Genomic DNA, 12,810 nt, shown 5'->3' with positions numbered 1-12,810 from the left:
AATAACACATGAGCCGTAAAAAAATTGTCGCTGCAACCGGCTGTCCAACAGGCATTGCACACACATTCATGGCAGCTGAAGCATTAAAAATCGCTGCCGAGCAACTAGGGGTCGACATCAAAGTCGAAACGCATGGTCAAGTAGGAATTGAAAACGCTTTAACTGATCAAGACATTCTGGAGGCCGATGGGGTCATTGTCGCAGCTGACAAAGATGTAAATACAGATCGTTTTCACGGCAAACCACTAATTGAAGTGCCTGTAGCGAAGGGTATCCGCACGCCAAATGAACTGATCCAAGGCATTATCAATGGAGATGCCCCCGTTCATCAAGTGAAAGGAAGAACTTCTGGAACGGAGAAACCATCTGCTCCTTCATCCTCTCAACAAAAGTCGGCAAATAAATGGATACACACCATTTATAAGCACTTAATGAACGGTGTATCACACATGCTGCCATTTGTCGTTGGAGGCGGTGTCTTAATTGCCCTTTCTTTCTTATTTGGTATCTACTCTGCTGATCCTAAGCACGAAACGTATCATCCGTTTGCTGCCTATTTGAAAAGCATTGGCGGACTTGGCTTCAGCTTAATGGTACCAATTTTAGCAGCATTTATCGCTGATTCGATCGCAAGACGCCCAGGGATGGTCGTTGGATTTATAGGTGGTCTCCTTGCAAATGATGGAGGCGCTGGATTCTTAGGTGGTATTATCGCTGGTTTTGCAGCAGGGTATATCATCGTACTTCTTCAATTCCTGCTTCAAAAATTACCAGCATCACTTGATGGATTAAAATCAATCTTCATCTATCCTGTCATCGGTATTTTCTTAATTGGGGCTGTCATGACCCCGTTGTTAGTTCCAATCACAGGGCTAAATAATTCCTTAATGGACTTTCTTTCATCTGTACAATCCACAAATCCGCTGCTTTTAGGCTTAATTGTTGGAGCAATGTGTGGATTTGATATGGGCGGACCTTTTAACAAAGCAGCCTATGTCACAGGAACGGCTTTACTTGCAGAAGGTAACCTTTACTTCATGGCAGGTGTGTCAGCAGCATGTATCACACCGCCGCTTATCATTGCGATTGCTACAACGATTTTCCGAAAACATTTCACGCCACAAGAACGAAATGCAGGGGCAATCAACTATATTCTAGGAGCGACACATATTACAGAAGGAGCCATCCCATTTGCGGCCAAAAACCCGGTCGTTGTCCTGCCAATTATCATGTTTGGCTCTGCCATCTCTGCTATATTGACATATTTGTTTGGGGTACAGGTTCCAGCTCCGCATGGTGGATTCCTTGTTCTTCCGGTCGTCACAGGTGCATTCCAATGGGTGCTTTCCATACTAATCGGCTCACTCGTAGGTGCGATTCTCTACGGACTTTACCGTAAAAAAATAGACAACCCAGCAGTTTAAAAGGGAGGATGAGAAATGATGGAACATATCTATATGAATCTTCACGAAACAGCTTCTTCACAGGCTGGCGTGTTCGCAGCCATTGCTGACATTGCCTACAAAGCAGGTATTTGCACCTCACCAGAGGATGTCAAAAAAGGGTTAGCGGAAAGGGAAGCACTGAGTACAACCGGATTTCAAGATGGATTTGCCATTCCGCATACTCAAACAGAAGCCATCACGAAACCAGCACTTGTGATCGTCCGCACGGAAACAGGTATTGAATGGGACGCTTTTGATGGGAAGCCTTGCTTTTTCTTCTTATCCTTACTGATCCCTAAAAGTGAAGCAGGGACGACTCATTTAAAAGCTCTTTCAGCCCTTTCACGAGGCTTAATGGATGAAACGAAACGTCAAAAACTGCTGGAAACAAGAACAAATGAAGACATGCTTGCTGTATTAGAAACGGATATTTTAACTAGAGAGGATGTTTGATCATGCCTTTACTTTCAACAACACCAATGCTTGAGGCTGCGAAAAACGAAAAATACGGAATTGTGGCATTCAATGTGCACTCCTTTGACAGTATCTATTGGGTGCTCGAAACTGCCGCAGAATTAAAGTCACCTGTGATTTTGCAAACAACGGTTGGAACGGTTCAATCTCTTGGAGCAAAAGCAATTGCAGATACAGTGAAGGCGGCGGCTGATCAATATCAAATCCCAATCGGTCTTCACCTGGATCACTGCACAGACTTTGATGTGATTCTCACCTGTATCAGGGCTGGATATACATCCGTTATGATCGATGCATCTATGCACTCATATGAAGAAAATGTACGCCGCACAAAAGAAGTCGTGGATCTTGCCTTAAAAGTCGGTGTAAATGTCGAAGCAGAGCTAGGCAAGGTAGGCGGTGTAGAAGATGATATCGTCGTTGACGAAAAGGATGCTGAAAAAGCCGTTCCATCAGAATGCCGTCAATTTGTAGAAGAAACTGGGGTGCCTACTTTAGCGCCTGCGATTGGTACTGCCCATGGCATTTATAAAGGGGTGCCGGATATTGACTTTGACCGCATTGAACAAATTGCAGCGCTGGTCGATGTACCACTTGTCCTGCACGGTGGTTCCGCTGTACCAGATGAGGACGTCAAGCGATGCGTTGCACTTGGTATGGCAAAGGTGAATGTCTCAACTGAACTGAAAAATGCATATTCCGAAGCGATACGTGATCATTTCTCAAACGAACCTGAAAGCTTAGATCCGCGTATGTATTTACAAAAAGCAAAACAAGCAGCGAAAGACATGGTCCAATCGAAAATACGAATCGTTGGCAGTGAGGGCAAAGCCCATCCGTTATATCAATAAGAAAAAAAGCAGAGCCGCTATCGCTCTGCTTTTTCACATTATTCGTTTTCCTTCATTTCATTAGATGTGCGTACCCGTGCATTTCCCATAAATACGACCGTAATCGCCGCAAGTGCAATCGGGAATAATGCAAGCAAAAATACGTACGTAATACTTTGTGACATCGCATCGATGACTTTATTTAAAATATCAGTCGGAATTTGTGAGCGAGCACCTTCTTGGAAAATAGCCTGTGGATCGCTTATTTGAGAAGGGGCTCCTTTCATTCCGCTAAAGGCATCAGCTAAACGATTTGTCAGCACATTGGTTTGAATCGTTCCGAAAATTGTTACACCGAGCGTCATTCCAAGTGATCTCATAAATGAATTGGTCGAGTTTGCACTGCCTCGGTAACGCGGCTCAAGATCATTCATTGAAGCTGATGGCAGAAGGGAGAAGCTGAACCCGACGCCAAAACCTGATATCATCATAAAGAGTGTGAGCCACAGTCTTGCTGTATCTGGTGACATATTGGCAAGCAGCAGCATCCCAGCGAAAAATGAAATGACAGAAATAGTCATAAGACGTCTGAAAGGCACTTTCGTCTGCATCGTTCCTCCAATCATACTGCCAATGACTGATCCAATCATCATCGGTGTTAAAATGAACCCTGCACTTGTCGCAGATTCACCGTACACCGCCTGCACGAAAATAGGAATAAAGACAGCAAGAATAATAAATGTCCCGCCATATAAAAACGCCAAAATTTGAGATGTTGCAAATAATCGATTTTTAAACATCCAAAATGAGATAATCGGCTCCTCAGCCTTACGCTCAACAATAAAGAAGATCGTACCGAACACAAGAAACACAGCAAAAAGTGTGAGGATTTGCACCGAATCCCAAGCATAAGATTTACCGCCAAGCTCAAGCGCGAACATTAAGCTGACAACCGCAACGACAAGTGTAATAGCACCTGACCAGTCGATTTTCTGCTTACGATGTTCAAGCGATTCCTGATAGTATCTGGCGATCAAGAAGACACTGACAATACCAATTGGCACATTAATATAGAAAACCCAATGCCAGCCGATCGAATCCGTAATAATAGCACCTAAAAGCGGTCCGAGTACACTTGATAAACCAAAGACTGCTCCAAACATACCAGACATTTTTCCGCGCTTTTCAGGCGGGAAGATGTCAAAGATAATCGTGAATGCGATCGGTAGAAGTGCACCGCCTCCAAGCCCTTGAATGGCTCGGTAAATAATGAGTTGATCCATCGTTTGTGCGATACCGCACAGCGCTGATCCAATTAAAAAGAAAATAAGTCCAAACAAAAAAAAACGCTTTCGACCATACATATCAGAAAGCTTTCCGTAAATAGGCATTCCCGCCATCACTGCCACCATATAAGAAGCCGTCACCCAAGCAAATTTATCAAAACTGCCTAAATCTGCTACGATGCTTCCCATTGCTGTTGCAACAATGGTATTGTCCATCGCTGCCATAAAAATCCCTAACAGCAAACCGATGACAACAAAGCGAGTGGATGCCTTGCCTTTATCCACATGATTCATTTCATTTACCTCCTGCTTACGTTCTCTCATTATTTTTGCTATGATCAACTTAACCATAAAGTAAGAGAACATTTATCTTGATGATCAAGATAAATTGATTTTAAAGGGAGGAGAACAAGTTGTCAATAATGAACGAGGCTGAAGACAGAGCAGCCCAGATCATACATACAATGAGGCGCCTCGCCACACGAACCGTTTTGTTCCACCAAGCGGCCGCTCAATCGCTCGGCCTTTTTCCAACAGATCTCAAATCCGCCGATTTATTAAACGAACTCGGTCCTCTCACAGCAGGAGAATTAAGTGAAAAAACAGGCCTTAGCTCCGGTGCGGTCACAGCTCTCATTGATCGGCTTGAAAAAGCGGGGTACGCCAAAAGAGAAAAGGACCCAAAAGACAAACGAAGAGTCATCATTGTTCCTCTAACAGCGGGGAAATCACAGGTAAAAGAACTCTTTCGATCCTTATCAACATCAACGAAGGAACTCACAAATGAATACAAACCAGAAGAATTAGATTTAATTATTCAATTTATAACTGAAGCAGCAGATATCATGGAGCAAGAGCTGCAATTGCTGAAGTCTAAATCGTAAAAAGTACACTGATGCGGGTGTGCTTTTTCTAAGTGCATTCCTAATTCATGTAGGGATTGCCTCGACTAGTGACATCTTCCTTACCATGGAAGGGCTCTATAACATTTTTTATAATGGAGTAGCTCAAAAAAATGTTCTATTTAAAAGATTGTTCTAAAAACGACATTATAATTGTTATGACAAAAGTGGAGCTAACGCATTCTATAGTGAGCTTTTCAATTGCAACAATGTCATTTACATAATAAGTATTGTTTTTGTGTCTTAATTCCTATTTAATGACAAACTTTGTATTGGTAAAATTGACCTTGTCAATGAATAGGAAGGAGTGAATTCTTCTGGGCAAGATACTTGATGCAAAAGCACTAACAAGTGCCATGGACACAAGGGCAAAACACTATCAGGAACTCCGCGAACAAATGGTAGATTTAAAAAAGGCATTACAAGGTGTGGCCAATCTCGGTGATGATTTCACTGGGAAAGGTGCCGATAATATTAAAAGTTTCTATAAAGAGCTTGCTGGAAATGTAGACATGTTTATCAGCTTCATTGATAAACAAAAAGCCTTTCATGAAGGTGTTTCTGGGACACTGGATGATACGAGCTTTGGCGGCGATACCTTTGTAGAAGAACACTTTTTAGACAACGCAGTACATATGGGCATCAAAAACGCCAAAAGCATTGTAAAGGATCAAAAAAAGGCACTCAAAACGATTTTTCAAGACATTGATGACCTCATTTCCCTAGAGGTATTTGATAGCCAAACCTTTGATGAAAAAATAGAAGATGCGGAAGATGAACGAAAAAAGACGGTCAAAGAACTAAGAGAGCTTGATCAAAATTTAAAAGATGAATATGCTTTGTCAGAGACGGAGCAGCAAGCTACAATGGCATTGTACGCTGAAATGATGAATGCGACAAATGACGGAAAAGCGATTTCGCCTATGAATTTTGACAAGAAAGCGTATCAAAATAGCGACATCTACAAGGCAAAAAGCGATATTGAAAAGCAAACTGCTGAATATCTGAAAATCAAAAAAGAACAAGAAGAAGCCCGCAAGGTCGCAAAGGAACAAGAAGCCCTCGCCAACCGCCCTTGGTATGAAAAAGCCCTCGATTATGGTGGAAACATCGTGAATGAACTGACTGGCGTGAACGATGCAAAACGTGCCGCAACAGGCGTCGATCCAATCACAGGGGAGGAACTCACCGCAGGCCAGCGAGTCGCTGCAGGAGGAATGGCTGCAGCCGGCTACATCCCTATCGTCGGCTGGGCAGGACGCATTTTCAAAGGCGGGAAAGCTGTTTATAAAACCACCCAAGCCACATCAGCTGCAGTCAGAGCAGTCGACATTTACAAGACATCACAAAAATCCTTTGACGCCCTGAAAACATCTCAAAAAGGTTTATATGGACTCACCGCCACCAACGGCTTCAGCGAAGCGATCACAGGCCGAGACATGTTTGGAAACAAGATCTCAAAAGAACAGCAGGAAGCAAGTATGAACGCGGCTCTGGGGATGCTTTTGCCGTTTGGGGCTAAAGGGTTTCATGGTAAAATGGGGATTAAGGGTAATAAGATAGATTCTGATACAATAAAAAAATATATTAGAGATATAGAAGGACGAACAGGTAGAGAGTTACCTAAAAACCAAACAGAGAAGTTGAAGGAGGCCTTAAGAAATAAAGAATATAAAAAAATGACACCAATAGAAACAGCTAAGCATAGAGCAGAATTTGATAAAGTAAAAAATACAGTAATCAAAAAGTGGGAAGAAAATACTGGGCAAAAGTGGCCTGAGTATAATGAAAATGTTATTTCAGAAAAAACAGGTAAAATAATTAGGAAAAAAGGAGATAAGTATGATGCTCATCACATAATTGAGAATACATTTGGAGGAGAGCATGAATGGTGGAATATGCATCCTGCAAAATTCCCAAATGAGCATCAAGCTGGTATTCATGGGAAAGGTTCACCAGCAAACGAACTATTTAAAGGAGGTAAAAAATAATGGGATACGAATCTTTGAAGGCAAATCAAGAAAATAGTTTTTATCCAGTAACCGAAAATGAAATAAAAGAGGTTGAGAAGGAACTTGATTTAAAATTTCCTAAAGAGTTAGTTAATTTTTATATGGAGGTTGGCTACGGGTTTATTAAAGGTTCAGAGTTTAATAACAATCGTATTATGGATCCTTATTCCGTCAGAGATTTTCGATTAAGAGTTAATGATTTTGAGTTTTATCCTGATATAGAAATCTATGATGAATTTGAAAATAACAAACTAATATTTTTTGAAGGTAGTGAATCAGCTTTAATGTCAATTGAATTGAATGAAAAGAATAGCAGTCCGGTTTACTATTATGATATTCAAATTGCGACTTCTCTTGAAGAATTTTTAAGAAAAATAGAAGAAAATGATAAATATTACTTGGAGTTACTAGTTGATTAAAAAAATAAAACACATACCTTGATTGGCTAAATGCCTTTCAAGGTTTTTGACTTTAATTAATATTAAACAACCCTGATATTTGAATGAGTTAATAAGAAAATGACTAGTTTGAGAATCGAGACCACGATGATAGTACCATCAAAGAGTTTTATTTTTAATACTGACTAGATAATATGGAACGGCCTACAAACTAAATTTATAAAGCTCGTTGCGATAATCAAGGAAATTGGTACAATAAACAGAAAAACATCCTCTAATAATGCATAGAGAATGCTGCTCTGTTTAGAAGGGGGAAATAATTTTAATTTATTTGTTCAATCAGATTCACAAATTCGGGTTCAATATTCCCCTTTAATTTTAAAAAATGACCCACGAATCGTTCCAGCAAGTTTAGACTTCTGCCTAGCAAATTTAAATTTCCCTTCTAATTCCTTTGGTACTTCCATACCTTCAGAAAGCTTAAAACCAACAGCACGTTTTTTCGGGTCATCCACTGTATACAGGACGTTAATTGCAAGACCATCCTCATAAAAGACGTAAGTCCATTTGATATTTTCCACTTGAAAACTTGCCGTTTCTAAAGGTTTGGCTGCAAACTCTAGTTCACGTTCTTCTTTTAACACTCGGTTCACATAATCAAGGGTATCCTGACTTTCGCTGGCAGGTAATACTGTAAATTCATGCTTATATTTGTTCATAAAGTAACGAGCCTCATTAGCACGTAAGCCAGCAAGTGCTTCTGCTACAGGTGAAGACTCTAAACCAATCGTAGACACATGTTTAAAATCAACGATATAGGCCATTTCTATCCCTCCATATCCTTCTTATTTTCGTACAACAGGAATCCACATCTCACCAAGTAATAAGTCGTTTCGCTGCCCCATCTCTACCACTGCATTTGGTCCACCAACATAAGCGAAATTCTTTGCTTCAGGCAAGACTTGACCAAATGCAATACCAGTAAGCGTTTGATGCAATTCATCAGCGGTTTTAGCTTCCCCTTTAACGATTAGATATTCCCCTTTAGGAAATTGAATCACTCTGTCCGCTTCTGGTAACGATTCCTCTGTCATGACCCCGACATAATGCATCAGCTTGTTATTTACCGCTTCGTTTACGATAAAAATATAGTCATTTGAGGCAATGGCTTTTAAGGTGTCAAACTTACCTTCTTGTGTGACGGCTTGCCAAAAGTCTGCTTTTTCCTTCGTGATGCCCGCATAGTCTGTGTAATGACTCTTAAGTTCAGTTCCAATACCTAACACGTGAAAGCTGTCTTTTTGTTCTAGTATATAATCTGCCATATTCAACACTTCCTTTTGAAAAATTGATCAAATGTTTTTTCTTTTCACTTGATAAATATATAATAGGCTTAAACCATGTCAAAAAATGATACTGTTTAGGGGGATCAGATGAAAAAAGTTGAACGGATTAATACCATCATGCGGTATATTAACAACCGCGCCAACTTTACAATTTCTGAAATCATGAGAGAATTTCATATCTCTCGTTCGACAGCAATTAGAGACATCAGAGAAATTGAAGCTATGGGGATGCCGCTTGTCGCTGAAGTCGGAAGGGACGGGGGGTATTTTGTGATGAACAATTCAGTCCTGCCAACTGTTCGTTTTACCGATAATGAGATTAAAGCTCTTTTTATTGCCTTTATGGCCACAAGAAACCAACAACTCCCTTATTTAAAGAGTCGCCAGTCTTTAGCTGAAAAATTACTAGGACTCATCTCAGAAACCCAGCAAGATGACCTTGTTCTGTTAAATCGCCTTTTGCTATTTGAAGGGACTAATCCGAATAATCCTGATCTGCTTGATTTGACAGATCTCCCTCATCCCATGTTAGAAAAATTAATCCAACTGCTTATTTTGGATCGATATTTACTGATTACCATGAGAGAGGAGAAAGTGATAAAGTCCTATCCTATTTACCTCTTGAACCTTTATCGTGAAAAAAGCCTTTGGCTGATTGAAGGCTTTGATTTAAAGGAAGAGAAGAAACGGATTTTGCCTGTCGACAACCTCACAGATGTTGAACCATGCTCTACAAATAATCGATTAAGCAGGAAAAAGATTTTAGAAAAACTAAGTAAGCAGGAGGAAGTAATCAACCTTGTCCTTGAACTTGGTCCAAAGGCAATTGCACAGTTTAAAAAATACCATCCTTTCAAAATGTCAATTTCTTATACGAACCCTTACCAAACTACAGCCATTCTAAAGACTTTTATCAATGTTAATCATTCAGAAGAAATAACCGAAATAACAAATTGGCTTTTTTTCCTAGGCGATGATATCAAGGTCAGGGAAATGCCTGTAGAAATCTTGGAAAGTTTACAAGAGAGACTACTCCTATATTGTCCATAATCAATGCTGGTTAGACCTCATACGTGAGTCGTATCAAAAAATTCTTGCTCCAAGTTTTCGAACAAAATCTCAATGAACCACCAATCTTATTTCCATCTTCTTTAGATCTCAGCTGTTGAAGAAAGATAAATATGCTTTGTCAGAGACGGATCAGCAAGCTTCAATGGCATTGTACACTGAAATAATTGCAACAAAATGACAAAACAGCGATTCCTATAGATCTTGACAAGAAAGACATTAAAAAACACAAAAGGGGTAATTTTATTGAATTCTTATGATGAAGATCTAATAAAGGATTTGGAATTAAAAGACCTTATTAAATATGTCAAAGTACATAAAAACCCAAAAATTTATTTAGATTTAATAGAACAAAAATTTGATTTTGCTGGTTCAAAAATAGATTGGTTACAAACCAATAAACATTATAGTAAGAGCTCAAATCATGAATCGTTACTTTCTGATGCTCTTCTATTTATAACTGAATTAAAAGAAAAATATTTAGATAATAACTTACAAGTAATTTACATAGGGGATAACCTTACAGAGTTTGGGTACCAGTTTGGATTAAAACATTTAAAAGAGTTACTAGTCTATTTTTTAGATATCCCACAGCACCACTACTTTATATCCTTAGAAGGCGATTGGTGTATTTGTATTTCATTTGAAAACGATTTGGATTTTGGGTTTAGTTTAAACAAAAAATAATTTTAAACGTCACGTATAGGAAAAATAAAAGATGATAAGAAGTGAAAAAACCTTGGCTGGCTTTATATCATTCAAGGTTTTTTGCGTTTATTGGTTCGCAAACACGTAAAAGAAGAGAAAGGACTCTTTGTATACAAGCCTGAAAGCACACTCAAATGGTGTGTTTTTCTTATGAAAAGAGAACACAATCGCTGCACAGCACGTGCTGAAGACATTTGGACTTCTTTGATGCATGTGAGTTGATTAGACTTATAAGCAAAGGGAAGAAAGGAGGAATTCCAACTGTACTTAACCAAAAGGGGCACGACGTTACTATCTATGCTGCTTCATACGACATCTTATCTATCAATAGAAGATTTGCAGAATCGAATGAACGTTTCGACTCGAACCGTTTACGCTGAAATCAAGCGAATGAACAGCTGGCTAGAAACTCATCAGCTTAGTGGTGTGCAGCGAAAAGGCCAACTTGGCTATTATTTAAATCCTCATGAAAAAGAAATCATTATTCAAAAAGCTGATACCATTCTTGTTGGTCACGATTATGAACCATGTGTAAAGGAACGAAGGGCTATCTTGCTTTTAACCATTGCATGCAGCGAGCATTGCCTAAGAATTGATGATTTTATGAAGATGACAAAGGTGAGCCGAAATACATTGCTCGAGGATATGAAACAGCTAAAAGAAGCGCTTTCAAAGCAGGAGATCACACTCCGCTATCAGGCAGCAAGCGGCTATGTCATTTCAGGAGACGAAAGGGCCATTCGATTGGCACTGAAACCTTATATACATTTCATTCGCACCATGATAAAAAACGAAAAAACGTTTCCGTCGTTTTGGTTAAAGGGACCTATTTCATCCAAACGGGTACACCATCTCCTCCAGCAGTCAGAACAAGAACTTAAGCTTGAATTTGCAGATGAGATGCTGGATCAGCTCTCTTTGGATCTCTTTTTCTACTTCAAGCGGATGAAGCTGGGGCATGCTGTACACATTTCAAACGAAGAAAAGCGAACATTGCAGGAAACAGAGGAATGCTTGGCGGCTATTCGTTTCATGGCACAGATTCAAAAAGAGGCCAGTCTCATTGTTCATGATGATGAGATCTATTTTCTTAGCACCTTATGGCTCAGTGCCAAAAAACAAAAACTTCCATCAATTAAAAAACCAGAAGAACATCTCATTCGCACCATCGCTAGACAAATGATATTTGACTTTCAGCGATATGCTTGTATTTCCTTTCAAGAACCAAAAGCATTGGAGCAAAACTTAACAATGCATTTAATTCCAGCCTATTACAGGCTCATCTATCACATTGGTATGATCAACGAACTGACGGATTCTATAAAAAAAGCACAGCCAGAAGTGTTTGAAATCACTCAAAAAGTTGCATGTCATTTAGAAAAGGCGGCCTGTTCAAAGTTGAGTGACCATGAAATTGCATATCTCGCCATGCATTTTGGCAGCTGGATGAGAAGAGAAGGAATTTCATCCATTGCCAGGCGTTCTGTATACATTGTCTGCGGAGAAGGAATCGGCACAAGTAACATGCTGAAAACTCAGCTTCTCGAATTAATCGGCTATATTGAAGTACGCGGACTGTTATCAAAGCGTGCATATGAAGAATTAGCAGCAGTTGATGCAGATTTCGTTGTGTCCACAACACCTATTTCGTTTAAAGGAAAACCAGTTCATCTCGTTCATCCTATTTTAACTGCCTATGAGAAAAAAACATTACTTCAATACGGAAAAGGCTCAGAAACGAAGATTGACGAGAAGCATGTAAACGCTTTATTCAACATCATTCAGCAGCATACCATCGTACAAAATAAACAAGCACTGCTTCATGACATTCGGGAGCTGCTACATCCCACATATGTATCCTATCAGAAAGGGTGGAACCCAGTGTTAAATGATTTATTAACAGAACAAACCATCAAGCTCCACCAAACAGCAGACACATGGCAAGAGGCGATTACAAAAGCGGCGCAGCCTTTACTTGATCAAAATGCTATTAAACCAAGTTATGTAGAAGCCATGATACAGTCTGTTCATCAAAATGGTCCTTATATTGTCATTGCACCACAAGTGGCCATTCCACATGCAAGGCCCGAGGATGGCGTGAACAAATTGAGCATGACGCTCATGTCATTCAAACAGCCCATTTCGTTTTCAAAGGATGGAAAAAAGCAGGTGCGGCTCGTCATTGTGTTAGCCGCTATTGACAGCATGAGCCACTTGAAAGCACTCAAACAGCTAACCATGCTGTTAAGTGAAGAGAAACGCACGAAACAATTGATGGAAGCAGAAGATTTAGCATCGGTTCAAAAACTAATTGATCAATTTTCACAAGTATAAAGGGGGA

12 protein-coding genes are annotated in these 12,810 nt (G+C 39.8%); 9 read left to right on the top strand and 3 right to left on the bottom strand.

What is annotated here, in order from left to right; all coding sequences use genetic code 11:
- The first annotated feature begins 8 nt into the window (after positions 1-8).
- From NSU11_RS09240 to NSU11_RS09230, 3 genes are read left to right on the top strand one after another with little or no spacing between them, the layout of a single operon-like run.
- Positions 9-1,424, top strand: a complete 1,416-nt coding sequence (locus NSU11_RS09240; RefSeq protein WP_133744068.1) for a PTS fructose transporter subunit IIBC — start codon at positions 9-11, stop codon at positions 1,422-1,424.
- Between the two features lie 15 nt (positions 1,425-1,439).
- Positions 1,440-1,898: a fructose PTS transporter subunit IIA gene (locus NSU11_RS09235; protein WP_024427781.1), complete on the top strand. Its 459-nt coding sequence runs from the start codon at positions 1,440-1,442 to the stop codon at positions 1,896-1,898.
- Positions 1,899-1,900: 2 nt separating this feature from the next.
- Positions 1,901-2,770 carry a class II fructose-bisphosphate aldolase gene (locus tag NSU11_RS09230; protein WP_044335845.1) on the top strand — a complete coding sequence of 290 codons (870 nt, stop codon included), beginning with the start codon at positions 1,901-1,903 and terminating at the stop codon, positions 2,768-2,770.
- Between the two features lie 38 nt (positions 2,771-2,808).
- On the opposite strand, the gene NSU11_RS09225 is transcribed toward NSU11_RS09230, so the two are convergent.
- Positions 2,809-4,329, bottom strand: a complete 1,521-nt coding sequence (locus tag NSU11_RS09225; protein ID WP_056766947.1) for an MDR family MFS transporter — start codon at positions 4,327-4,329, stop codon at positions 2,809-2,811.
- 128 nt (positions 4,330-4,457) lie between these two features.
- On the opposite strand from NSU11_RS09225, the gene NSU11_RS09220 reads away from it, so the two are divergent.
- The 3 genes from NSU11_RS09220 (at position 4,458) to NSU11_RS09210 (ending at position 7,368) form a co-directional block, all read left to right on the top strand.
- A complete protein-coding gene (locus NSU11_RS09220) occupies positions 4,458-4,919 on the top strand; it encodes a MarR family transcriptional regulator (RefSeq protein WP_342493905.1) in 462 nt (153 codons plus the stop codon).
- Positions 4,920-5,254: 335 nt separating this feature from the next.
- Positions 5,255-6,928, top strand: a complete 1,674-nt coding sequence (locus NSU11_RS09215) for a T7SS effector LXG polymorphic toxin (protein ID WP_282102245.1) — start codon at positions 5,255-5,257, stop codon at positions 6,926-6,928.
- On the top strand, positions 6,928-7,368 hold the full coding sequence (locus NSU11_RS09210; RefSeq protein WP_056766693.1) for an SMI1/KNR4 family protein: 441 nt from the start codon (positions 6,928-6,930) through the stop codon (positions 7,366-7,368). The genes NSU11_RS09215 and NSU11_RS09210 overlap by 1 nt, the downstream gene beginning before the upstream one ends.
- 338 nt (positions 7,369-7,706) lie before the next feature.
- On the opposite strand, the gene NSU11_RS09205 is transcribed toward NSU11_RS09210, so the two are convergent.
- Both NSU11_RS09205 and NSU11_RS09200 read right to left on the bottom strand, forming a co-directional pair.
- Positions 7,707-8,171, bottom strand: coding sequence for a phage tail protein (locus NSU11_RS09205; RefSeq protein WP_133743743.1), 465 nt, complete (start codon positions 8,169-8,171; stop codon positions 7,707-7,709).
- A gap of 21 nt (positions 8,172-8,192) precedes the next feature.
- Positions 8,193-8,672 (bottom strand): GyrI-like domain-containing protein, encoded by a 480-nt coding sequence (locus tag NSU11_RS09200; RefSeq protein WP_283860130.1) that lies wholly within the window; start codon positions 8,670-8,672, stop codon positions 8,193-8,195.
- Positions 8,673-8,780: 108 nt separating this feature from the next.
- Between NSU11_RS09200 and NSU11_RS09195 the strand changes: the two genes are divergently transcribed.
- From NSU11_RS09195 to NSU11_RS09185, 3 genes are all read left to right on the top strand, one after another.
- Positions 8,781-9,743 (top strand): HTH domain-containing protein, encoded by a 963-nt coding sequence (locus NSU11_RS09195; protein WP_342493890.1) that lies wholly within the window; start codon positions 8,781-8,783, stop codon positions 9,741-9,743.
- Positions 9,744-10,007: 264 nt separating this feature from the next.
- Positions 10,008-10,448, top strand: a complete 441-nt coding sequence (locus NSU11_RS09190; protein WP_342493889.1) for a rhs-associated protein — start codon at positions 10,008-10,010, stop codon at positions 10,446-10,448.
- Between the two features lie 282 nt (positions 10,449-10,730).
- Positions 10,731-12,803 (top strand): BglG family transcription antiterminator, encoded by a 2,073-nt coding sequence (locus NSU11_RS09185; protein ID WP_283860149.1) that lies wholly within the window; start codon positions 10,731-10,733, stop codon positions 12,801-12,803.
- Positions 12,804-12,810 lie beyond the last annotated feature (7 nt).

The sequence above is a fragment of the Bacillus sp. FSL R5-0712 genome (assembly GCF_038593285.1).
Classification (GTDB): domain Bacteria; phylum Bacillota; class Bacilli; order Bacillales; family Bacillaceae; genus Bacillus; species Bacillus safensis.
This window is presented reverse-complemented; position numbering and strand designations above follow the sequence as displayed.

Coding starts and splice junctions, on each gene's coding strand:
- NSU11_RS09240 (WP_133744068.1), top strand. CDS start 9: ATGAGCCGTAAAAAAATTGTCGCTGCAACCGGCTGTCCAACAGGCATT.
- NSU11_RS09235 (WP_024427781.1), top strand. CDS start 1,440: ATGATGGAACATATCTATATGAATCTTCACGAAACAGCTTCTTCACAG.
- NSU11_RS09230 (WP_044335845.1), top strand. CDS start 1,901: ATGCCTTTACTTTCAACAACACCAATGCTTGAGGCTGCGAAAAACGAA.
- NSU11_RS09225 (WP_056766947.1), bottom strand. CDS start 4,329: ATGAATCATGTGGATAAAGGCAAGGCATCCACTCGCTTTGTTGTCATC.
- NSU11_RS09220 (WP_342493905.1), top strand. CDS start 4,458: ATGAACGAGGCTGAAGACAGAGCAGCCCAGATCATACATACAATGAGG.
- NSU11_RS09210 (WP_056766693.1), top strand. CDS start 6,928: ATGGGATACGAATCTTTGAAGGCAAATCAAGAAAATAGTTTTTATCCA.
- NSU11_RS09205 (WP_133743743.1), bottom strand. CDS start 8,171: ATGGCCTATATCGTTGATTTTAAACATGTGTCTACGATTGGTTTAGAG.
- NSU11_RS09200 (WP_283860130.1), bottom strand. CDS start 8,672: ATGGCAGATTATATACTAGAACAAAAAGACAGCTTTCACGTGTTAGGT.
- NSU11_RS09195 (WP_342493890.1), top strand. CDS start 8,781: ATGAAAAAAGTTGAACGGATTAATACCATCATGCGGTATATTAACAAC.